The organism is Mesorhizobium marinum (genome assembly GCF_040813675.1).
Classification (GTDB): domain Bacteria; phylum Pseudomonadota; class Alphaproteobacteria; order Rhizobiales; family Rhizobiaceae; genus Mesorhizobium_K; species Mesorhizobium_K marinum.
This window is the reverse complement of record NZ_JBFOCI010000001.1, coordinates 1,005,773-1,026,048: the sequence shown is the minus strand read 5'-3', so window position 1 is coordinate 1,026,048 and position 20,276 is coordinate 1,005,773. Positions and strand designations below refer to the sequence as shown.

Below are 20,276 nucleotides of genomic sequence, written 5' to 3'. Positions count from 1 at the left end.
TTCGAAAGCCACCCCGCCACGGGGCACAACGCAGCCGGGACGGGGCGCGGCGCGGGCAAGCAGGGGACAGCGTTTTGAAGGCACGGGCACGCCTCACCGGCGGAAGACGCAGCACAGCCGCACTGGCTGCGCTGCTTGCCGTGCTCGTTGCCTCCTGCTCGTCGACGACCGAACCCTCGATGGAATTCGCCCAGACGGATGCCGGTGCGCCGGCGGTGGATCTGGAAGCAGTTGCAGCGTCGGAGACAGGCGCCGCCAAGACGGGCGCAAGCGCCGCTGCGACGGTCCCGGAGACCAAGCCCGACGCAAAGCCGGCCGCTTCGGCGCAACCGCCGAAAGAGGAGGCTAAGCCGGTCGAGGCCACGCTTGCCGCCGCCAAGGCAAAGCCGGAGCCGACTGCAACGGCAGCCGCCGCGCTGGCGCCCTCGCCGACCGGCCAGGTGCTGGAGAACGGCGGCCCAATCCTGACCGCGGGCACCATGCCGTCGCAGCCCATCGCCCCCAAGAAGAAGAGTTTCCTGTCCTCCTTCTTCGGGTCGACGCCGGCGGACGCCAAGCCGGTCGTGGCCGCCGCCCCGCGCCAGGCCAAGCCGGTCATCGCGCTGCCGGACCCGAACGAGGAAAAACGCAAGAAGGATGCGGCCGTCCGCTTCGCCTCGCTCGGCGCAGCCGACGACGGAGTCGATAGCGGCGACGGCGACTTTGCCCTGCCCGGCGTGCGCAAGACCAATCTTTTCGAGATCAAGCGCAAGTCGGGCATCGACGATGACAGCGACATCGACGTCTACGAGGATGTCGGCACCTACGACGTCGCCTCGGCGGCAGGGCTCGCCCGTCTCGCGCCGAACGGCCTGCTCAAGCAGCGCGAAAGCGTCGACACCGCCTGCCTGAAGCCAAAACTGGTGCGCATGCTGAAGCAGGTGGAACGCCATTTCGGCAAGCGGCTGGTGGTGACGTCCGGCTATCGCAGCCCCGCCTACAACAAGCGCGTCAGAGGCGCCGAAAAGTCGCAGCACATGTATTGCGCCGCCGTCGACGTGCAGATGCCCGGCGTCAACAAGTGGGAACTGGCGCGCTACGTTCGCGCGATGCCCGGTCGCGGCGGCGTCGGAACCTATTGCCACCAGTCGATCCACATCGACATCGGCCCCGAGCGCGACTGGAACTGGAAGTGCGGCGGCCGCAAGACCTGACGCCGGCCCCGCAACCATCGGCGCGAAGCTGACTTCGGACCCCAGCCGCAAAAAGTTGGTGAGGCGTGCGTTTGACGGGTTGCCGCCCGGAGGCAACCCAACTATAAGGCGCTTCGTCCAAGGCGCGCCCATCGTCTAGCGGTTAGGACACCGCCCTTTCACGGCGGTAACAGGGGTTCGATTCCCCTTGGGCGTACCACTCTTTTCAAACACTTAGCGGACTTGGCGGGAAACCCGTCAAATAACAGTCAAATATGCGCTCCGAGCGACCGCGTTTTGGGCATTGCAAGAGGCCTTTTTGGGCTGCCAATTTTCGGGGACAACAAACAGTCCGACCAGTTTCCCAGCCGGACCGCCGATCGCGACAATTCCGATGAATGGCTTTTTGCTGGCGAACTGGTTATTCAGCCAGCAGCAGCCGTCGCATGGCATCAGCAAGCAGCGCCTCAGACTCCCGATGATTGCCAGCCTCGTGCTGCGCCATCCCCTCGTTCTTCAATCTCTCGACCTCGGCCTTGTCTGCCGCGCTGAGGCTGGTTTTTGTCAAAGCATGGTCAATGGCCGCGGCATCCTTCGGGCAGTGAGCCGCGAGAGCAGGAGTGCCCATCAGGGCAACCGCTGCGACAGCGGCAAGGGTCTTGCTGATCATCGTGGAAACCTCCCATCAATGTCCCTGATTGGGACCAACAAGAACAACGCCGAGAAGTCCTCAATTATTCCCAGAAAGCCGCCAAAGACCGAAGCCCGACCGACCGCGTTTCCGCTACCGGGCCATCAAACCCTCACGTTGAGAAACCTCACCGCAGCGGCAACATTTTTGCAACTGCGCCGAAAGAAAGCCCGCCAGGGCGGACCTGACGGGCTTCTGTAGGTGGCCGCCTAATCGGGCGGGATCGGCGGCATTGCACCTGCGATTCTGAATCTTAGAACATCTGGGCGGCACGCATTGCTTCAACAAGCCTGTCGCGGCAAACTTCAGAAGATCAATTTCCAGGAGGACCGCCTTGGTAGACCAGAGCAAGGGGAAGGCGTTGCTGGAAAACGCCTACCGCATATCAACTCCTGAGGACAATGTTCGTTACTACGCTGCGGTTGCTGACCGATACGATACGGATTTCGCCGAAGGCCTTGGCTGGACCTATCCACGCTCGATAGCAGAAGTATTTCGAGAGGCAGCCGAACCCGGCGACGTGCCGATCGCGGACATTGGTTGCGGTACGGGGGCCGTAGCGGCCGAACTGGGATTGCCGCCGAACCAAATCGACGGAATGGACATATCTGCTGAGATGCTCGACCTTGCCCGCACGAAGCGGCTCTATGGTTCCCTCTACGAAATTGATCTCACAGGTGACTTGTCAACGATTGCCAAAGGCTACGGCGCATTGTTGTCAGCCGGGACATTTACTCATGGGCACCTGGGACCCGAGATATTATCAAGGCTGCCGAGCATCTGCCGACCCGGTGCCCTATTTGTGATCGGTGTCAACAAGGTTCACTATGAAGCGCTGAATTTTGCGGCCGTGCTTGCAGCCATGGTTCGCGACGGACGCATCGGCGAGGCTAGGTCAAGCGAAATCAAGATGTATGACAAGGAGGGTCACGCGCATTCGGACGACTTGGCCCTGATCCTTCGGTATCGGTCCCGATAAGGCCCGCGCCTCATGGGACGAGGCTGCGTGACTGTCCGTCATCACGAATCAACGCTTCGGCTACCGATCGGATCAGCGCGTAGGTATCGACAAGCGTTCGGCGCGTTGCTGTGGCGAAGAGAACAGGCTTCCTGAGCCTAGGGGCTCGCATTTTCTATGCGTTCGGCAACCATGTGCTGCAACTGCCAAAGCGAACTGTCGTGCAGGCCAAGAGCCTCAAGCTGCTCCACAGTGCTGTAAAGATATTCAGCCATTGACCCCAGTCGCCCAACGGCACATGCCAGCACGTCTGCCACTTCATCGCGCGACAAGCCTTTGACATAGGCGCTGGACGTCCGATCGATGACAAATGTCACCGCTCGGACCGGGCCTGTTTCGCTTCGGATATTGACCCATCGGGCAGGAAACGCATGCGGGATGATTTGAATCTCCCGACGAACCAGTGTCGCGAGATTGGCCTCCACGTCCGAGGGCGGCAGCTTGAAGGCGACTCCCTTGCATCGTCCGCCGCGATCCAGCGCCAACATCAAACCCGGCTTTTGCGCTGACCCCCGAAACCACCGGTCCCAGCCGAGGCAGAAAGAGCGATGCCAGCCGTTTAGAAGCGCCATTTGCCGCTCCGCGAAATCGAATGCTGGATTCCAGATCAGTGAGCCATAAGCAAAGACCCACACCTCGTTAACCGACGGCGCTCCGGCCATGATCTGGCGAACGGCGGCGTCATAGTCCGCATCGGTTGCCGGTCTTCGACCTGCGGGGAACGGAGCGGGTGAAATATCACCGGCTGCCTGAACCACGCGCTCGACCAACTCACGCGTTAGGCGCAATGGTTGCATTGTTCCCCCTTTTCCTTCTTCCGCTCGAGGTTCTGCGGCGATCTAGCGAAGCTACTTGGCATTCGTGTGCTTCAACAGCAACGTACGGGGCGTTTCGGCGACATGCTCCTGAAATAGTGGCAGCTCTTGATCGTGCCTGTCACCACATTGTGTGTCGAAGCATCGATGTCGTCTCTTCGGCCGCAACGGGAAATGGGAGAACATCGACATGGCATCCACCACGTTGAAAGATCGCGCGGGAAAAAGCATTCCTCACGACAAGATCGAGACTCTGGGCAAGAACCTTCGCGGCGAGATGATTCAACCATCGGGCGCCGCCTATGAAGACGCCCGACATATCTGGAATGCCCTCATCGACAAGAAGCCTGGTCTCATCGTCAAGTGCAGTGGGGCGGCGGATGTGGTCGAAGCGGTGAATTTTGCGCGGGAGAACGATCTGATCCTTGCTGTACGCGGTGGCGGGCACAACGTTGGGGGCCGCGCAATTTGCGACGATGGTCTCGTCGTCGATCTTTCCGAAATGCGCGGAGTTCACGTTGATCCCAACACACGCACTGTCCGGGTACAGGGAGGCGCCACCTTGGGAGACGTCGACCGCGAAACGCATTTGTTCGGGCTCGCGGTTCCGTTGGGCGTTATTTCGAAGACTGGTGTTGGAGGGCTGACCTTGGGAGGCGGCGTCGGCTGGTTGGTGCGAAAGTACGGTCCCACCTGCGACAACGTTCTCGAAATGGAGGTGATTCAAGCTGACGGCACGGTAAAAACGGCAAACAGTGAAGAGAATCCAGACCTTTATTGGGCCCTGTGCGGTGGTGGCGGCAACTTCGGAATTGTTACGTCGTTCTTATACCAAGCCTATCCGATTTCGCAGGTCCTGGGGGGCCTGATCGTATATCCCCGTTCTGCGGCCGGGAAGGTCCTCAGAGGCTACAGGGAATTCATGGCCTCGGCGCCGGAAGACCTCACGGTCTATGCCGGACTGATCTGCACCCCTGATGGGACGCCAGCAACCGCTATTATCCCATGTTGGAGCGGAGCCGATCTGAAAAAAGGTGAAATGCTCATCGAGCCACTGATGAGCCTTGACGTGCCGATGATGGTAGCGGTGCAACCGATGCCATTTCCCGCTATGCAATCGATCCTCGACGACGCGTTTCCTTCTGGAACGCGCAACTACTGGAAATCGGCATTTGTCAAAGGACTGCCGGACAAAGCCATCGACGTAATCGAAGAGCAGGCCAAGGGAATGACATCGCCGCTGTCGGGGCTTCTGGTCGAATACTACGGCGGTGCCGGCGGCCGAAAGGATGCGCACCAGAACGCCTTTGCACAGCGGCAGTCCGATTTCTGCATTGGCTTCATGCCGCAATGGAAAGACCCGGCAGAAGACCAGGCACAGATTGCCTGGGCCCAGTCGGCGTGGCAAGCGATCCAACCATTTGCGTCTGACGGATATCTGCTGAATTACCTATCTGCAGGGGAGGAGGAGGCAATCCAGGCGGCTTTCGGTCCCAATTTGCAGCGACTAAGAGAACTCAAGGCGCGCTATGATCCAAAGAACTTCTTTAGTCTGAACCAGAACATCCGGCCGGCTGCCTAAGGTCGTCTAGCTGTCCAAACCGGGTCTCGTGCCCCACTGGCGCCGCGCGGCAGAGGTTTTGGCACGGCCTTTTGATCCACCTCGTGGAGAACGCCCGGTACTGGAGGCCGGGCTCGCCCTAGCGCTTGACTTCGAGACGTGGCACTTGCTGGTTCATCGTCGGGGTCTCTCTGAGAATGCGGCAATCAAACTTGTCAGCAAGCTGGCAGGGTGATCAGCACTCAATCTTCCCCGAAGTATCGGGCGCGCGCGCGGTCGTCCGAGGGCGCCTCGGGTCCCAACCCCGTTGCGTCGGGAATTCGGGTCGGATCGGTGGCGAAAAGTGCGAAAGCATGGTCACGCCGCCGGTCAGCCGCTTCACCTCGTTCGAACAGAAGTGCGGTTTCCATGGCTTCCAAGCGACGCATTCGGTGGTAGAACTCGTCGTGGTCAGCGGCGTAGGCGTCCGCCGCCGATCTCCAATCGGTATTCGTAAGCAGACGGTCCCGCAGCAGCCGGACATCACGAAGCGTGCGCGACAGCCCTCTGCCCCACGCTGGATCGGTTGCAGCGGCGGCGTCACCGACCAGTACGATGCCGTCGCGATACGGTCTTTCAACCCACCGGTGTGATCCGTCGAAACTGGCAAATGGACCCGCCTGTGTCGCCTGATCGAACCAATGGCCCGGTGCGCCCGTCGCCTGAAGCTGTCTGATCATTTCGTCGACCTGATGGCGACCAGACAAACGCTTCTGCAGCACGTCCCTGTGATAGATCAGGTAGATCCGGTTCCTGCCTGGCGCAATGCGCATCGCGATTGCCATCCGACCGGCTCTGGGATCGTAGAAAAGATTGACCGTCCCCGCAGGTGACGGCGCGCCGTCGGCCAGAAACTGGGAGCAATCGACGTCCCCCTCCAAGACCATGCCGGCTGTGATGAGTTGCTCGGGGTCATGCCTGACTTCAAAGCCAACTAGTGAGCGGAGCCGCGAATCCCGGCCGTCGGCAAGAACGACAAGGCGCGCAGAAACGCCCTTGCTGTCGCCGCCGATGTAGACCTGCGGCACGTCTCCTGGGATCGCCGCGGAGACGATATCGCCTCGCCGGATCGTGGCACCCAGACGTTCTGCATGGAGCAGCAATACCGTTTGCATCTGAGGATGCGGAAATGTCATGCAGCAGGTCTGGCAGGGCGTCGTCGCATGCAGGTCCCGGACTGCGGGTGGTGCGCCGCTCCTGAACCTCGAATAGTATGGCAATTCGATAGCGCAACTGCTGAGAAGCACGTCGTAGATACCCAGGCGTTGGGCTTCTAGACTGCCCCACGGCATGAGAACCTCGCCGCGAATGCGGTCTCTGAATTCTCCTTGGCGTTCGACTATAAGTATTCTTGCGCCGCAACCAGCCAGCGAGATGGCGAGCGAAGCGCCACCAAGTCCGCCGCCAACGATGATCAGGTCGTAGTCGGGAGTGCTTGCCGAAAGGGTCTCGCCTGCTTTTCGAACTGGCATGGCTGACACCGCAGGAAATATTCCGCTCAGCTAATATTGAGGCTGCGACCGCCGGGGAGTCAACGAGTTCGCATTTATCGGGCACAACAGCATCGTCGCCGAAAGTCTGCAACGGAGCATTTTGGAGGTAGCCATGAAAGAAGCGCGATTGCCCAAAGAGCCTGATGCAAGATCCCCTGCTGGTGCGGATATCCGATACCTCGTGGATGGTGAAGCGGGGAACATGATCCACAGCACGGTTCCACCGATGCAAATAAACAGGGCAACGATTCATTCCACAGTTAGTGAATTCTGGTACGTGCTTGAGGGCGAAGGGGAAATCTGGAGAAAGGACCAAGCAGAAGAACGCGTCACGCGCCTTGTTTCGGGGGTTTCTATCGACATACCAGTCGGAACGGCCTTTCAGTATCGAAATATCGGCGACCATCCACTCACGTTCATATGTATCGCAATGCCGCCTTGGCCTGGTGACCACGAGGCGTCCCAGTTGAATGGCATATGGGAGCCGTCAGTTTAGGTCTCGAACCCATTGGTCCGCCGAGCTGACGACTTGCCGGCGTTCGCTATACACCGAAAGCGAACAACGCTTGCAGTGAGGGTAAGCGAAACAATGGGCCACCAGCGGAAGTTCACTCAACTTGCCAGTAAGGGCGTAGATATTGCTACGGCAGACCAGCCTTCCGGAGGGCGTCGATCAAGTGTTGCTGCGCTTCAGGGCGCGAGTAGTGCAGTACCTTGATAACATTCCGAAGCGAGAAATCAGGCTTCAGCAGCTTCACCTTCGCGATCACCTCACTGGCTCCAGTTAAGTCGCCTAACTGCGCGCGCGCAGCCGCTAAGTACAAGTAACCACTAGAGCGCTCTACTGGTACACTCTCAAGCGCTTCGACTGCCTCAGCATATCGAGCGAGGTCAAAGAGCGTCAGGCCGCGAACCGATGCAAACCACTCGGGCACGAACGGGCCCAAGCCTAGCGCAGCATCGATGGTGGCTAACGCATCGACCGGCTTGCCACTGGCGCGCTGCCAGTTCGCGTAGTCGCCCTTTATCTGAATATCGGCCGGATTGAGTGTTAGAGCCCTTTCAAAATGGAATCGTGCGCGATCATGGTTGCCCGTCCAAAGGTAGTATAACGCTCTTGCCCAATGACAGGTGGCATCGTTGGCATCTAGTTCCAGAGCTTGTTTAGAAGCGTTCTCAGCCTTGGCCATCTGATCGTCATCGCGGAGAATGACATTGCTCATGGTAAGAGCTATCGCCAGCCAGGCATGGGCAACCGCAAAATGCGGATCGATGGCAACAGCGCGCCCAAGTAGCGGTACGGCTTCGGCATCACGCTGATGGTCACATAGATCGCGACCCTGTAGCAGACAGTCATAAGCCGACCAGCTGGTAGTGGGTTTTGCACGCGCTATTGCCGCTTCCGCAGCGTGCATGCGACCCTCGAGCATCGTTACGATAGCGGCCACGACGAGGTCTTGGATGGCGAAGATATCCTGAACATCGCGATCGTAGCGGTCGGCCCAGACGTGATTGCCGGTTCTGGCATCGATCAATTGAACTGTTATGCGAATACGTTCGCCCAGTTTACGCAGACTGCCTTCGACTACATAGGGAACCCCCAGTTCCCGTGCTACTTCGATGTGACTCTTTCCCGTATTGGCAAAATGGAACGACGCGTGGCGAGCGATGACGGAAAGGCCGCGAAAGCGGGCAAGTTCTGTAATGATATCCTCGGTGATACCGTCAGATAAGTACTGCTGCCCTGGATCACCACTCATGTTGGTAAATGGCAGTACCGCTATGGACGGCTTGATTTGTGCTACCGCTTTTGGTCGCAACGATATTCCTAAGGGCGCTCCGATACGATAGACTCGGACCGGCAGGGCGATATTCTTCAGGTACTTATCACCTAGGTCTTCAAACGAGAGATCGAGGCGACTTCCCACGTTGTCATGAACCATGCCAGTGACCGTAATGCCGCCCGCCGGGGCAAGCCCCTCGATCCGCGCAGCGACGTTCACGCCTTCACCGAAAACATCGCCATCCTCAGCAATCACATCCCCCAGGTTGACACCAATGCGTAGTTGGATGGCTCGGTCCTCTGGCAGCTCTGCGTTTCGTGCTGCCATATCCCTCTGCAATGCAACTGCGCAGGCAACGGCCATCACGACGCTGGCGAATTCGGCGAGAAAGCCGTCCCCCATCGATTTAAACAGCCGACCTTGGTGCTCGGCGATCCTGGTTTCGATCACTTCGGCGCGGAGGTTCCGCATGCGGGTCAGAGTGCCGTCCTCGTCGACGCCCATCAGGCGACTGTAGCCGACTACGTCGGCTGCAAGTATGGCAGCCAGACGGCGCTGAACGGAGTTCTCCACCACTCGAAAGTACCCCATTTCGTCACCTGGACCCCTTTGCAGTGCCAGGTTGATGACACGATAGCACTGCCCCGCCTGGCCGCAACCAGCGGCCCTAGAGCGAAGCCCCCGAAGAACCAAAGCCAATGGCGCATATGACCGAGATACACCCGGCCTAGCTGCCGTCCGGTGTCGTCGCAGTAGACGAAGTCGTCCTCAACATCTTCCCACGCCCGACGCCAGCCCAATTCCATTCGATTGCTCCTCGGCCGCGAGGTTGGACGCAGTTACTCCTCACACCGACGAAACTGGCAAGTCCCGATCGTTTGCATTCATCGCAAATATGAAGATGCTAATACTTGGCCGGGGGACGAGGAACCGGCTAGGCCCGGTTGTGGACCCAGCATCTGCCCGCCGCAACCGGGCCACAAGCAATGGGGGGCGGTATCATGACGTTGTGCCTGGCCCGTCTGATGGCCACTTGCGCGGTCTGCGTCGGGACCGTTGTACCGGCTTCGGCCACCCATGTTGATGTAGACCTTGCGCTCGTGTTCGCGGTGGACATCTCGTCATCAGTCGACCTCGACACGGCAAAGCTGCAACGGGAGAGCCATGCCTGGGCGCTGCAATCCGATGACGTTGTTCGTGCGATCGTCGCCAACCATGCAGGCTGCATCGGCATTCTCTATTTCGAGTGGTCGAGCAACGGTCGGGGGCGAACCATCCTTCCGTGGACAAAGGTTTGTGGAATGAGTGACGCAGCCGGTGCGTCTGCGATCATCGCGGGAAACGGCAGGGTTGAAGGCCATGGAGGCGACACCTCGATTTCCTTTGCCATCGAGCAATCGCTCCGGTTGCTTGCCGCGTTCAACGGAACAGCCAGCAGAAAGGTCATCGACGTCGCCGGCAACGGTACGAACAACGATGGGCCGCCCCTCGCGACAAGTCGAGAAAGGGCGATCGTGAGGGGAATCACGATAAACGCCATTGCCCTCCCGGCATACACGCGGGGTCTGCCTTACGATCTTACCGACTACTTTGCAGACCGCGTGATCGGCGGGCCCAATGCGTTCACGATTGCACCCAAATCACAGCAACACTACGCAGGCGCACTTCGGCGAAAGCTGGTTCAGGAAATCAGCGAAATGAGGCGAATGGGGCCATATGGCAACGGGATCGAGTTTTCAGTCGAACCCGTGAAGACAATCGCATGTGCTCTCGACGGGCGCATTAGCCAACGACGACACGACATCGCTGTTCGCTTTATACGTCCTTGCTAATTAAGCAATGGGCGGCTGGTGCGGCTGCGATAGCCGAGGTCATAAATACGCCCGAAACTGGACTATTTCGTCGAAGTGCCGGGGCTTGGGAACTTTTCCCGGCAGGGCCCGGCTGGCGACTCTCCCCGCCCGGAGAACCGGCAGTCGGGCCTCTCGGCTAGGCGAACTGTGTGCTGGTCCGCCTGCGTAGAGGCCAATAGCATTGCGATAGGATTACACCGAAATAGCGGGGTAATCTCGACAAACGCAGTTGTCTGAACCCGAGCGCATGATACGACGCTACGGCATAATATTGTCACTTGGGCGGAAGGACAAACAAATGCGTGCCTGGATTTTCCGATTTTTTGTTGCCGGCTCGGTTTTTTTAGGGGCTGGCTTTCAGGTTGCTTTCGCTCAGGAGGTGGGCAAAGCGGTGCTGATCAATACCTCCGTGACCGGCAACGGCCGCACGCTGGCGACGAGTTCGCCTGTTCACCGCAATGAACGAATCCGAACGTCCAGCACCGGGTTGGGCGAATTCGTTTTCCGAGACGGCACCAAGTTCGCCGTCGGATGGAATTCCTCCGTCGTGATCGACAAGTTCGTCTTTGATGACGACCGATCCGCAAAAGACCTCAGCGTGCAGGCCGCAAAGGGGAGCTTTCGCTGGATCAGTGGTAGATCGAAGTCGCCAGCCTACAAGATCGCCACGCCTGCTGGCACCATCGGTGTCCGCGGCACCGCGTTCGACGTCTACGTTGGTCCCGGCGGGGTTACGGCGGTCGTGCTTCTGAAAGGAAGAGTTCAATTCTGCGGGGCAAATGGCTGCCGCGACCTTCGTCGCCGGTGCGATTTCATCGTGGCCACGCCCAAAGGCGGGGTGAGCGACCCGGCACGAATTGGCCAGGACGCAATTCGCAAGCTGCGGAACGCCAGGGCATTGCCTTTCGTCACTGGTGGACAAAGGCTCTCGCAGCGCTTTCGCGTTGGGAACGATTGCCTGACGGCTGCTTCGCTTGTCGATCCTAAAACAGGCCAACCCGGGTCGAACACGCCCGGTTCCTCAAACTCCCAAACGGGGTCGCCCTCGTCTGGTCCCTCGTCTGGCCCCTCGTCCTCGTCGCCAGGCAGGGGAGACACAGGCGGGAGGGGCCGGAGAGGCGACAACGGCATAGGCAATGGAGGCGGAGATGGGTCGCCAAACGGTCGTTTTAGCGACATCTTTCGCTGATGCGTCTGCCTAAGGTCCTCAACGCCAGCTAGCTGTTGCGTCCGACACTGGAGGAACCAAGATGGCCGAAACATCGAATAGCGACGGGCTGCTCGCCGAACTCACGGCAGAGATCGTATCTGCCTATGTCGCGAACAACTCCGTTCCCTCGTCCAATTTGGCTGAGTTGATCGCGACCGTGCATTCCGCAGTCTCGGGGTTGTCCACGCCAGTGGCCGAGGAGATTGAACCGCCAAAGCCGGCTGTCAACCCGAAGCGGTCGGTTCACGACGATTACATTATCTGCCTCGAGGACGGAAAGCGGTTCAAGTCGCTCAGGCGTCACCTCTCGAGCCACTACGGGCTATCGCCAGAAGAATACCGTGCGAAGTGGAACCTGCCGCACGACTATCCGATGGTGGCGCCCAACTACGCCGCGGCGCGGTCTGCGTTGGCAAAGAAGATTGGACTGGGAAGGAAGCCTGCTGCGAAGGCCAAACCGGCACACCGACGGGGCAAGTAGCCTACACCGCCCCAGGCCGGGTCACACCGGAAAAGCTTAGGAACCGGTGCTCGACGCGCCCGCTCTGGAACGGGCGCGCCGGTCGGTTCAACGCCTGAAGCGCCGCCTTCGCGCGGCGTTTTCATTTCCGGTATTCTAAATTCACATTGGCAAGCCCAGGGAAGCACGGCTCCGCCAGAGTCTGCGCTGCCCCAAAATCTGCCTGACACGGCAAGTGGCAGTGCAGCCAAAGCCTACCGGTCCGCGTCGCCACGGCCGTTCGGCGAACCGTCGCCTCCGCCATTGCCCTTGCCGTTGTTTCCCCTGCCGGGGGACGGGGATGGGGATGGCGACGGAGATGGTGAAGGCCCAGGACCCGAGTCCGGCGTGCCCATCGAGCGTGAAGGCGCCGAAGTGCGGTTGGGGTTTAGTGTCGCCGTAGACATACAGTCGACGCCGACCTGGAACCTGCGTGAAAGCCGCTGCCTACCGGTCATGAAGGGGAGAGCCCGGCTATCCCTCATCTCCCGCAAAGCGTTTCGGCTGACCCGCTTGGGATTGCTGACGCCGCCTCGCGGCGTCGCTGCGATGTAATCGCATCTGCGGCGCAGGTCGCGGCATCCGTTGGAGCCGCAGAACCGGACCGACCCCTTCAGCAGAACCACCGCCGTCTGGCCGCCGGATCCGATGAAGATGTCGAACGCGGTGCCGCGAATGCCGATCGTCCCGGCTGGCGTCGCGATCTTGTAGGCCGAGGAGTTCGCGCCGCCGCTAATCCAGCGGAAGCTGCCCTTCGCCGCCTTGACGCTGATGCTCTTGGCCGAGTTGCTACTGTCGTACACAAACTTGTCGATGACCACCGAGGAGTTGCCGCCTACAGCGAACCTTGTCCCGTCCCGAAATACGAACTCGCCGAGACCGCCAGCGGATGTCCGAATCCGCTCATCGCGATGCACAGGCGACCGGATCGCGAGGGTACGGCCATTGCCCGTGACCGACGTCTTGATGAATACAGCTTCGCCAACCTGCTGAGCAGCAGCGCCGACGGTAGCTAATAGAAGTATTTGGCCGGCGCCCACGAGCCGGCAAAGCCCACCACGCATTGTTCGCCTCCTATGAAGACCAGAGTTGGCGTGTCCCAATGCTGCTCGGAGCAGTGTTTACCTCACACTACCTGGTGTCAACCTAGCTCACGGTCACGTGATACTTCGCCCGAATGCCCTGACCGTTTCCATTGGCCAACGGCAAATGGGTAGCTGGAAAACACCAACGCGCCCGCACGGGCGGGTCGGACTCGCCTGAACATGTTTACCGCCACCCGGCATTCGGAGTGCCTCAGCTCCTGATCGAAACCATGATGACGGGGTCGATCTGCTCGCCCGACAAGCATTCGAACTGTGACCATCGGCCTCGACAGTTGACGCCGTGCTTTCCCTTCACTATTCGAACGTCAAGGTTCCAGACACCTGCCGCTCGCAGACTTCTCGTCTCGGTCAAGTTCTGGCTTTGATGACCACCCAACACCCTCCACGCATTTGCGCGGATGGCAATGCGAGCCCCCATCATCAGCCGCGAGTGCCTGAGACGGGAGACTGGGATGTCGTCTGAAGCCGCCGCCCCCAACGCGTTCACCAATGGCCCTCTTGGCGCCATCTTTGCGAAAACTGCACTGCCCATCATCTTCGTGATGAGCATGAACGGGCTGCTCGCGGTTGTCGACGCGGTGTACCTAGGCATATTCGTCGGGCCCGATGCGCTCGGCGCAGTTACACTGATGTTTCCGCTCTACATGCTGATCGTGGCGCTTGCCACGCTGGTAGCCAGCGGCATGTCCAGCCTGCTCGCCAGGCATCTGGGCGGCGGCCGTCACGATGAAGCGCGTGCCGTGTTTGCAGGCGCACACGGCTTGGCGCTCAGCCTCAGCTTGTGTCTCGTCCTTCTTTTCCTGATTTTTGGCCGTCAGGTGACGCTGCTTGCCGCCGGAGGCTCGGCGCCAATGGCCGAGATGGGGCACGTCTATCTGGGTATCACCGTATTGTTCTCGCCGGTACTTTTTGTTCTCGCAGTGAACTCGGACGCCCTTCGCAATGAAGGTCGCGTCGGCTTCATGGCCGCGATGAGCCTGCTCGTCTCGCTGGCCAATATCTGCTTCAACTTTGTGCTGATCGCGCTACTGGGTCTCGGCGTCGCCGGCTCGGCCTATGGAACCGTGCTGGCGCAGGCCCTCGCCTTCGCGATCATTCTGACTTTCCGCTTGCACGGGCGAACAGAACTTAGACCGGGCGCTCTGCTGCAACACGGCTACCTGTCCGCGTGGAAGCGCATTCTGGCGCTAGGGGCACCACAAAGCCTTAATTTCATCGGCCTCGCGCTAGGCTCGGCGGCAATCATCGCCGCCTTACAACTCGTGGACACGGGCACCTACGCGACCACGGTCTCGGCCTATGGCATCATTACCCGAGTCATGACCTTCACGTTCCTTCCGTTGCTCGGGCTCTCACACGCCCTGCAATCAATCACGGGCAACAACTACGGGGCAAACCTGTGGCACCGTTCCGACGGCAGCCTGCGGTTGGGCGTGACGATCGCTCTTGTTTATTGCCTCGCTGCCGAGATCGCGCTGATTTGCCTTGCTCGTCCGATCGGCTTTCTCTTCGTTGAAGACGCAGAAGTTGTAGCGGAGGTTGCCCGGATCATGCCTTTCATGGTGGCGCTGTTCTTTGTCGCTGGCCCGCTGATCATGATCGCCACCTATTTCCAGGCGATCGGCGATGCGGGTCGAGCGGCGATCCTCGGCTTGTCGAAGCCCTACCTGTTCGCCATTCCGCTGACGTTCCTGCTTCCATTGGCCCTCGGTGAAACGGGCATATGGATGGCCGGTCCGATCGCCGAGATCCTGCTCGCCACCCTGACCATTGTTGTGCTCCGTCAGACGGCGAAGAGCGAAGAACTCAGATGGGGACTGTTCAAGGCAGGCGGGCGCCTGGAAGTGCCGAACACGCTTTCGACCTGACAACACCGCTCATCACGTCGAGGCATGCCTGTCGCGCTGTACGGTGCCGTCTGCCCCGCTTGTCGAGCCATTCGTAGAGCAGTGCCTTGGCTGCCTGGCTGGTCCACGTCACAGCGCGGATCTTGCCGGGTTTCAACTGGACGTGCACCGGTTCGTCGAACTGCATGTCTTCCACGCTGATTTGCCCCGCACTCTGCTATGAGAGGCCCGAGCCAGCATGACTGGAGAAGTCACCGCTTTTCAGGGGGGGGCGGTTTGGTAGCTCGGGCCTCGCCGGGTTCCGCCCGCCCCAGCACTGTTACCATCCTCTCATTGCTTGAAACGCAAGTATTCGATCGCCGACTGGTTGGGGAAAACCGTTCCTGAATGCCTCGCTATCTTCATCATTGATGCGCATGCTGTCCTTGTCGCCCGACGATCAATCGGCACACGGGCGCTTGGAAGAGTCGATCACGCTTTCGGCCCGCCACAGGAGTAAGCGTTATGGCTTTCACGGCTACCCCACATCAGTTGGCCGTCCTCAGGCAGGTAGTCAACCGATACTGCCTAGACTCCGGGATCAGACAAAGCGACGAGCGGCTTCGCATTGCTGAACTCGTTTGTTCGCTGTTCGATCTGGCGCGATCAGTTGCGACGCTCTGCGTCAGGGGATAGAGACCGCTTTGGCATCGCATATAAGGCCAACGCTTCACTGCCATAGCCGGCACCGTCTATGACGACGCAACCCTCGATGGTATGGTTTTGGCAGCCGCGATGAGTTGCCCAAATTCGCTCGTGGTCAGGGTCGCCAGAGTATGACAGCTCCTCGGCGGCCCGATCCCAACAAGCCTAGACGAGGGGTAGCATGAAACAGTCATACGAAAAGCCTGTTCTCGAGCGCCGGGAATTGCTGAGTAAAGTCGTCGCCACCAATGGGTTGGCTCTGGTTTCAGGGCCGCTCAAGCCGGCATAGGCAGCGACTGCCATGCCCATGGCGCCGCCTTCGGGCGGCGTTTTCATTTGGTGGCCGACCGCCACCAGAATATCCTCTGCCTGTTATGAGATTCCGACTGCAATTGCCCGCCACATGAGAGCCGCGGGCATCGCGATCATGGCGACGTTGTTGTCCGGCCAGGCCATAGCGCAGCAATGCGATCCCAACTATGACCCGTGTGTGCCAGTTGCCAGTGACGTCGACTGCGAGGGCGGCAAAGGCGATGGCCCTGAATATGTGACCGGCCCAATCCGCGTCATCGGAACTGACATCTACGGCCTGGACAGGGATGGCGACGGCATTGCCTGTGAGCCAAAGAAAAAGAAGAAGCGCGGATAGACTGCGATCGTGAGCTTGCGGTGATGCGCAGCCCCCCTGTGGGCTCTGTCGTTTCGAGCCCTCCATGGTTCTGATCGGCGCCAGCGTGGCAGCCCGCAGCATCGTTCCCCCCGCGCGCAGCAATGACGTCGATCGCGCGAAGCGTTGCTTCGTCGAACATTAGCTTCTCCTGTTTGCGGGGAGGAATGGGAGCAGTTAGGTTCGCGGGACCACGGGGATATAAGATGATCAGACTGCCGGGCTTGCGCGCACCGTTGAACAAGGGGCACTTGAAGGCCGCCGTCGACTTTGCCCAAGGCAAGAGGCCGTTCCGCGTCGTTCAGCCATCAAATCGGATTGTCCGCGCTCCCGAATCCCCGATGCCGGAAGAATCGAAAGCCTACTGGGAGCAGCGCAAGAACTCGGTCTATCTCCAGCACGTCAAAGCTCTGGTCAGCTTCATTGGCCGCGACCAGAAAACGATCATCGACGTCGGCTCCAACGCCTGCCCTTGTCTCGATTGGTTCCCATGGTTCGACCGTCGCGTTTCGATTGATCTGAACCGCCCCTATGCCGGCCCAGGCATCGAAGGGCTGCAAGGCGACTTCTTCGACTTCGACCCGAATGAGCGGTTCGATGTTGCGATTTGCCTACAGGTCTTGGAGCACATCCCCGATGCCAAGGCCTTCGCACAAAGGTTGCTTCGACTATCCCCTCGCGTTCTTGTGTCTGTGCCCTACAAGTGGAAGCCGGACGTTCGCACGGGGCACGTTCATGATCCCGTGGATGAGGCGAAGGTCGAAGCATGGTTCGGGCGCAAGCCGGACTTCATGCTGGTGTCTACCGAGATTCAGCACCCGATCAGCCGATTGATCGCCTACTACCAACGCTAGCCTGTTGCCTGGACTGCGGGGCGCGCGCCGACTTCGCCGGATGGCAATTACGTCCTAACGTAATTCAACTTCACTTGAGCTCAGGCTAGGGCAACCGCGAAATGCCGCAACTGATGGACCATCCAATTTCGAGAACGAGCGCGGCAAGGCGGCTGCCGTCATCCCTTACCTGGGTCTATAGGCGCGACAATCTTAGAAGCGGCACGCTGATGCGCGGTGTCCAGCTCTCCGAGATGGCTCGGGTTCGGTTCTCCGGCACGATCGACGTCAACTTCGTCGAGCTTTCCGAAGCGGCCTCTCTATCGAATGCCGTACTGATTTTGACGACGAGCATCATCAATTCGATCACACCCGAGGAAGTCGCTACGCTTCGGCGCAACGCCAGCGTCGTCTGCGCGGATTTCCTGGACTATCCCCCGCGCGATGACATTCATGAGTTCGTCGACGTCTACATCGCCTCGTCGATACGCCAGGAGCGCCATCTACTCGATCGCTACCCGGGCAAGATGGTTCACCGCGTAACCCACCACGTGGACCCCGAAATTGGCGTCATACGACCGCCATCCGATGCTTGCCGGATCGGCTACTTCGGTGAATATCGAAACGCGCTGCACAGGGAAAACCTTGGCGCAGCTATCGATTTCGTCCAGACCAACAATTCGGAAGTCACCGACAGGTCGTGGCTCAGGAAGCTCAACAGATACAATTGTCACTATGCTGTCAGGGAACATTCTCTTCCCCGGAGAAACCCTCCCCCCGATTCTTTTAAGCCCTTTACAAAAGGGTTCACCGCTGCTCATTGCTTGAGCAACATAATTGTCCCGGCAGACGAGTCAGATGCCTTGTTCTATCTCGGCTCCGATTATCCGTATTTGCTTAAGGACAACGCCTTGCATTCGGTCAATTCGATCATTTCCAAGGCTGTGGAGACCTTTGGAGGAACAGAGTGGAATCGCGGGTTGGAAATGATGGAGGAAGTGCGCCAACGGAGCAGCACTTCCCACATCATGGTAGAACTAACGCGGCTGATCGATCGGATTGCTCGTCTGTAGGGCCGACCCTAAAGACCGTGGTCCTGACCATGGTCCGCGACGAAATCGGGATAGTCGACGCTTGGATCGACCACGCCCAGGCGATCTTTGATTTTGCCTATTTCGTTGATCACGGCTCGACCGACGGCACCTACGAACGCTTGGTCAAGCGCGCGCGCGACTGGCCTGGAATGGTAGTGCTCCGGTACCTCGACGCCGCCTTCGCAAAAAGGGATGTCCTGCGTCTGGCCTGCGACGAAGCTCTCGTCAACACCGACGCCGACTGGTTCTTCTACTTGGACCCCGACGAGTTCTTCCCCTATGCGTCGCGCGACGAACTCGCCGCAAGACTGCAGCGGGCCGAAGAGACAGGCATTGCGCTGTTCAACTGGCGCAACTGCTACCTCTCGACGCCCACATCGACTTTCGGCAACAGCGCCGGTTTCCGGCAGGTTCGTACTTCCGCCATCGGCAAGGTCGCGATTATTCGCAGAATTGCGGCGGATCCCAGCTACGAGGTCACGCTCGGCGCCCATAGCGTGTGGAACAGCATACATGGCGCCGTTCCTCCCGATGTCGTCGGCGAACTCTACCACTTCCCGATAAGGTCTCCTGAACAGTTGTGGCGAAAGGTGCTGGGCGGAACCCGCAACTTTTTACGAGCAAGGATGGCGAACCCGGGAAGCGGGGTCCACGGGCACTATCCGGCGCTGTTGGGAACACTCGCCACCTCACCCGATTGGCAGAATGTCCCTGCCCTGGTGTGGGACTACGGCGAACGTGTCCTCAATCGGCCGGCCCGTGTCGACAGCAGCGAGTTCGAACCGTTCACGGCAACATTTGTCGGAGTGAAGGCCGAAGCCCGCGCGCAAGAGACCGAGCCAGCAGATCTGCACGACATTCTGACGTGCCCGAAAACCCTCCCCTTACTGAAGCAGGTGATTGAATTGAGCGCACCATCACTCATCAAACTGCCCGACAGCCTGTACAGGATCGCGGGCGGTGTCATCGTTCCCAAGTTGAACCTTGCCGACCGGACGTTCAGCAAACTCGAGCATCTCGAAGATGACAGCATCACTCTGCCCGATCTGGTTACGGCACTTCAATCCGCCTTCTGGAAGATAGGCGATCCGGCGGCCAGCACCTGGGGAGAGCATATTCCCTTCTTGTTCAGCCTAATGACGCTGTTCCGGCCCAGGCGCTACGTCGAACTCGGCGTTTTTGGTGGCGCGAGCTTCCTGGCGGCATGCCAGGCGGTGCGGGCGACCGGGACACAGGCATCCTGCGTGGGGATCGACACTTGGGCCGGCGACCCACACACCGGCTCCTATGCGTCGGACGTCTTCGACTCCTTTGTCTCCAAGCTGCGCAAGTACGATGATTATGCCGGGTACATTCGCGGTGATTTCAACGAGGCGCTTCCCCGTTTCGAGGACGGCTCCATCGACCTCCTTCACATTGACGGGTTTCACACCATTGAAGCAGTCCAGAACGACTTCGATTCCTGGCTGCCGAAAATGTCTGACCGCGGCATAATCATTTTCCACGACATCAACGAATTTCACGCAGACTTCGGCGTGTGGCGCTTTTGGAGATCGGTGCGTACCCGCTACCCTCATTTCGAGTTCGGCCATGGGCACGGGCTCGGCGTGCTCTTGGTCGGCGAGGCTTGCCCGCTCCGAAAACCTATCGACGGGTCACAAGTACCGTTCCCCGACGGACTGGCGAACGATTTTCTGCAGGTGATCTTTGGAGGCATCGGAAAGCTGGCCTGGGAACAGGCCCGCCCGCCGAAGGCCGCCGCGCTTCAGGGGGTCGGGTCCGGCGATATGGCAGGTCTCAGAGCGAGACTTGTCCAGGTCGAAATGGAGCGCGACGCGCTGCTGAACTCGACATCCTGGAAGCTGACCGCCCCCCTTCGAGCGGTTGTTTCCAAACTGCGGCGGTAGCTC

General features: G+C 59.6%; 18 protein-coding genes and 1 tRNA gene. 13 read left to right on the top strand and 6 right to left on the bottom strand.

Translation table 11 applies throughout. From position 1 onward, the window contains the following. Positions 1–74 precede the first annotated feature (74 nt). On the top strand, positions 75–1,193 hold the full coding sequence (locus ABUE31_RS04910; RefSeq protein ID WP_367722365.1) for a YcbK family protein: 1,119 nt from the start codon (positions 75–77) through the stop codon (positions 1,191–1,193). Between the two features lie 124 nt (positions 1,194–1,317). Continuing rightward, positions 1,318–1,392 (top strand) — tRNA-Glu (locus ABUE31_RS04905). A gap of 201 nt (positions 1,393–1,593) precedes the next feature. Here ABUE31_RS04905 and ABUE31_RS04900 read toward each other — a convergent pair. Further along, complete coding sequence (locus ABUE31_RS04900) at positions 1,594–1,842, bottom strand: PA2433 domain-containing protein (protein ID WP_367722363.1); 249 nt, start codon at positions 1,840–1,842, stop codon at positions 1,594–1,596. A 355-nt stretch (positions 1,843–2,197) separates the two neighbouring features. Here ABUE31_RS04900 and ABUE31_RS04895 point away from each other — a divergent pair, with 355 nt between their 5' ends. Next, positions 2,198–2,842: a class I SAM-dependent DNA methyltransferase gene (locus ABUE31_RS04895; RefSeq protein WP_367722362.1), complete on the top strand. Its 645-nt coding sequence runs from the start codon at positions 2,198–2,200 to the stop codon at positions 2,840–2,842. Between the two features lie 137 nt (positions 2,843–2,979). On the opposite strand, the gene ABUE31_RS04890 is transcribed toward ABUE31_RS04895, so the two are convergent. Continuing rightward, a complete protein-coding gene (locus ABUE31_RS04890) occupies positions 2,980–3,678 on the bottom strand; it encodes a gamma-glutamylcyclotransferase (protein WP_367722361.1) in 699 nt (232 codons plus the stop codon). Between the two features lie 208 nt (positions 3,679–3,886). On the opposite strand from ABUE31_RS04890, the gene ABUE31_RS04885 reads away from it, so the two are divergent. Further along, the gene (locus ABUE31_RS04885) at positions 3,887–5,278 is read left to right on the top strand and encodes an FAD-binding oxidoreductase (protein WP_367722360.1); all 1,392 of its coding nucleotides are present in this window, start codon (positions 3,887–3,889) and stop codon (positions 5,276–5,278) included. Positions 5,279–5,499: 221 nt separating this feature from the next. Here the strand turns inward: ABUE31_RS04885 and ABUE31_RS04880 are convergent, their stop codons facing one another. Continuing rightward, positions 5,500–6,768, bottom strand: coding sequence for an FAD-dependent oxidoreductase (locus ABUE31_RS04880; RefSeq protein WP_367722359.1), 1,269 nt, complete (start codon positions 6,766–6,768; stop codon positions 5,500–5,502). A gap of 133 nt (positions 6,769–6,901) precedes the next feature. On the opposite strand from ABUE31_RS04880, the gene ABUE31_RS04875 reads away from it, so the two are divergent. After that, positions 6,902–7,285, top strand: coding sequence for a cupin domain-containing protein (locus ABUE31_RS04875; RefSeq protein WP_367722358.1), 384 nt, complete (start codon positions 6,902–6,904; stop codon positions 7,283–7,285). Positions 7,286–7,430: 145 nt separating this feature from the next. On the opposite strand, the gene ABUE31_RS04870 is transcribed toward ABUE31_RS04875, so the two are convergent. Then, a complete protein-coding gene (locus tag ABUE31_RS04870) occupies positions 7,431–9,164 on the bottom strand; it encodes an adenylate/guanylate cyclase domain-containing protein (protein ID WP_367722357.1) in 1,734 nt (577 codons plus the stop codon). Between the two features lie 410 nt (positions 9,165–9,574). Between ABUE31_RS04870 and ABUE31_RS04865 the strand changes: the two genes are divergently transcribed. The 3 genes from ABUE31_RS04865 to ABUE31_RS04855 all read left to right on the top strand — a co-directional run bounded on the left by ABUE31_RS04865 (position 9,575) and on the right by ABUE31_RS04855 (position 12,117). Then, positions 9,575–10,405 (top strand): DUF1194 domain-containing protein, encoded by an 831-nt coding sequence (locus tag ABUE31_RS04865; RefSeq protein WP_367722356.1) that lies wholly within the window; start codon positions 9,575–9,577, stop codon positions 10,403–10,405. A 319-nt stretch (positions 10,406–10,724) separates the two neighbouring features. Then, entirely contained in the window at positions 10,725–11,615 is an 891-nt protein-coding gene (locus tag ABUE31_RS04860; protein WP_367722355.1) for a FecR family protein, read from the top strand. A gap of 61 nt (positions 11,616–11,676) precedes the next feature. After that, positions 11,677–12,117, top strand: a complete 441-nt coding sequence (locus ABUE31_RS04855) for a Ros/MucR family transcriptional regulator (RefSeq protein WP_367722354.1) — start codon at positions 11,677–11,679, stop codon at positions 12,115–12,117. 233 nt (positions 12,118–12,350) lie between these two features. On the opposite strand, the gene ABUE31_RS04850 is transcribed toward ABUE31_RS04855, so the two are convergent. Next, positions 12,351–13,199 carry a FecR family protein gene (locus ABUE31_RS04850; protein ID WP_367722353.1) on the bottom strand — a complete coding sequence of 283 codons (849 nt, stop codon included), beginning with the start codon at positions 13,197–13,199 and terminating at the stop codon, positions 12,351–12,353. Positions 13,200–13,693: 494 nt separating this feature from the next. Between ABUE31_RS04850 and ABUE31_RS04845 the strand changes: the two genes are divergently transcribed. Beyond that, complete coding sequence (locus tag ABUE31_RS04845) at positions 13,694–15,109, top strand: MATE family efflux transporter (protein ID WP_367722352.1); 1,416 nt, start codon at positions 13,694–13,696, stop codon at positions 15,107–15,109. Here ABUE31_RS04845 and ABUE31_RS04840 read toward each other — a convergent pair. Then, positions 15,063–15,275 carry a DUF982 domain-containing protein gene (locus tag ABUE31_RS04840; RefSeq protein ID WP_367722533.1) on the bottom strand — a complete coding sequence of 71 codons (213 nt, stop codon included), beginning with the start codon at positions 15,273–15,275 and terminating at the stop codon, positions 15,063–15,065. The genes ABUE31_RS04845 and ABUE31_RS04840 overlap by 47 nt on opposite strands. 798 nt (positions 15,276–16,073) lie before the next feature. Here ABUE31_RS04840 and ABUE31_RS04835 point away from each other — a divergent pair. The 4 genes from ABUE31_RS04835 to ABUE31_RS04820 all read left to right on the top strand — a co-directional run bounded on the left by ABUE31_RS04835 (position 16,074) and on the right by ABUE31_RS04820 (position 20,273). After that, positions 16,074–16,421, top strand: a complete 348-nt coding sequence (locus ABUE31_RS04835) for an excalibur calcium-binding domain-containing protein (protein ID WP_367722351.1) — start codon at positions 16,074–16,076, stop codon at positions 16,419–16,421. Between the two features lie 224 nt (positions 16,422–16,645). Continuing rightward, positions 16,646–17,293, top strand: coding sequence for a class I SAM-dependent methyltransferase (locus ABUE31_RS04830; protein ID WP_367722350.1), 648 nt, complete (start codon positions 16,646–16,648; stop codon positions 17,291–17,293). 101 nt (positions 17,294–17,394) lie between these two features. Beyond that, positions 17,395–18,345: a hypothetical protein gene (locus tag ABUE31_RS04825; protein WP_367722349.1), complete on the top strand. Its 951-nt coding sequence runs from the start codon at positions 17,395–17,397 to the stop codon at positions 18,343–18,345. Between the two features lie 29 nt (positions 18,346–18,374). Then, on the top strand, positions 18,375–20,273 hold the full coding sequence (locus tag ABUE31_RS04820) for a class I SAM-dependent methyltransferase (protein WP_367722348.1): 1,899 nt from the start codon (positions 18,375–18,377) through the stop codon (positions 20,271–20,273). Positions 20,274–20,276: the final 3 nt, after the last annotated feature.

What these genes read in the sequence shown, in the direction of transcription:
- ABUE31_RS04900 (WP_367722363.1), bottom strand. Translation starts at nt 1,842, where the DNA reads ATGATCAGCAAGACCCTTGCCGCTGTCGCAGCGGTTGCCCTGATGGGC.
- ABUE31_RS04890 (WP_367722361.1), bottom strand. Translation starts at nt 3,678, where the DNA reads ATGCAACCATTGCGCCTAACGCGTGAGTTGGTCGAGCGCGTGGTTCAG.
- ABUE31_RS04885 (WP_367722360.1), top strand. Translation starts at nt 3,887, where the DNA reads ATGGCATCCACCACGTTGAAAGATCGCGCGGGAAAAAGCATTCCTCAC.
- ABUE31_RS04880 (WP_367722359.1), bottom strand. Translation starts at nt 6,768, where the DNA reads ATGCCAGTTCGAAAAGCAGGCGAGACCCTTTCGGCAAGCACTCCCGAC.
- ABUE31_RS04875 (WP_367722358.1), top strand. Translation starts at nt 6,902, where the DNA reads ATGAAAGAAGCGCGATTGCCCAAAGAGCCTGATGCAAGATCCCCTGCT.
- ABUE31_RS04870 (WP_367722357.1), bottom strand. Translation starts at nt 9,164, where the DNA reads ATGGGGTACTTTCGAGTGGTGGAGAACTCCGTTCAGCGCCGTCTGGCT.
- ABUE31_RS04865 (WP_367722356.1), top strand. Translation starts at nt 9,575, where the DNA reads ATGACGTTGTGCCTGGCCCGTCTGATGGCCACTTGCGCGGTCTGCGTC.
- ABUE31_RS04860 (WP_367722355.1), top strand. Translation starts at nt 10,725, where the DNA reads ATGCGTGCCTGGATTTTCCGATTTTTTGTTGCCGGCTCGGTTTTTTTA.
- ABUE31_RS04855 (WP_367722354.1), top strand. Translation starts at nt 11,677, where the DNA reads ATGGCCGAAACATCGAATAGCGACGGGCTGCTCGCCGAACTCACGGCA.
- ABUE31_RS04850 (WP_367722353.1), bottom strand. Translation starts at nt 13,199, where the DNA reads ATGCGTGGTGGGCTTTGCCGGCTCGTGGGCGCCGGCCAAATACTTCTA.
- ABUE31_RS04845 (WP_367722352.1), top strand. Translation starts at nt 13,694, where the DNA reads ATGTCGTCTGAAGCCGCCGCCCCCAACGCGTTCACCAATGGCCCTCTT.
- ABUE31_RS04840 (WP_367722533.1), bottom strand. Translation starts at nt 15,275, where the DNA reads ATGCAGTTCGACGAACCGGTGCACGTCCAGTTGAAACCCGGCAAGATC.
- ABUE31_RS04835 (WP_367722351.1), top strand. Translation starts at nt 16,074, where the DNA reads ATGCCCATGGCGCCGCCTTCGGGCGGCGTTTTCATTTGGTGGCCGACC.
- ABUE31_RS04830 (WP_367722350.1), top strand. Translation starts at nt 16,646, where the DNA reads ATGATCAGACTGCCGGGCTTGCGCGCACCGTTGAACAAGGGGCACTTG.
- ABUE31_RS04825 (WP_367722349.1), top strand. Translation starts at nt 17,395, where the DNA reads ATGCCGCAACTGATGGACCATCCAATTTCGAGAACGAGCGCGGCAAGG.
- ABUE31_RS04820 (WP_367722348.1), top strand. Translation starts at nt 18,375, where the DNA reads ATGGTCCGCGACGAAATCGGGATAGTCGACGCTTGGATCGACCACGCC.